Source organism: Methylobacterium sp. E-041 (assembly GCF_022829665.1).
Taxonomy (GTDB): domain Bacteria; phylum Pseudomonadota; class Alphaproteobacteria; order Rhizobiales; family Beijerinckiaceae; genus Methylobacterium.
Genome location: NZ_JAKSYQ010000208.1, coordinates 1 through 585 on the forward strand (window position 1 = coordinate 1; position 585 = coordinate 585).

1 protein-coding gene and 1 pseudogene are annotated in these 585 nt (G+C 69.4%); both read right to left on the reverse strand.

Going from position 1 to position 585, the window contains the following annotated elements:
- On the reverse strand, positions 1-197 hold a 197-nt coding region (locus tag MKK70_RS19570), incomplete at its 3' end, for a sugar phosphate nucleotidyltransferase (RefSeq protein ID WP_243949424.1).
- Positions 185-585: pseudogene (locus MKK70_RS19575) on the reverse strand (GDP-mannose 4,6-dehydratase); the annotation flags it as partial. The gene MKK70_RS19570 and the pseudogene MKK70_RS19575, both read right to left, overlap by 13 nt.

Consider the following 585-nt stretch of genomic DNA (forward strand, 5'->3'; position numbering starts at 1 on the left):
GCGTCGCCCACCCGCCGCGCGGTGGCCTGGAACGTCGATTCCGACGCGTCCACCAGCCGCGCGAACTGCTTCGGCATGCTCTCGCGCGATACCGGCCACAGCCGCGTGCCCGAGCCGCCGCACAGGATCACGGGCAGGATAGCCAACGACACTGTGGGGGATTGCAAGACTCTATCCACGTCTTTCAGCCAGCCCATTGTTTCGTTCGGCCCAGGGTCGCCCTGGCGTGTTCGAGCACGTCGGCGAGCGCCGCGTCCCAGTCGGCCTTAGGCGTCCAGCCTGTGGCCTCCGTCAGGCGCGTCGCATCGCCGGCCGCCACCGGGATCTCCGATGGGCGCGGCCTGTCCGGTGCGACCCGGACCTCGAACGGCACCCGCGCGTGCGGGCGCAGGTCGTGCAACACGCTGGCGATGCTTCGCGGCCGCCCCGAGGCGACGTTGAACACCGACCCACCCGCGATGTCCAGGCCTCGCCCGATCAGATCGACATGGGCCCTCACCACGTCGCTGACCGGGAGGAAGTCGCGCTCTGCCGCTGACCTGACAGGCTGGCTCTGGACCGTGCTGATTGAGAGGATTAGCTTGG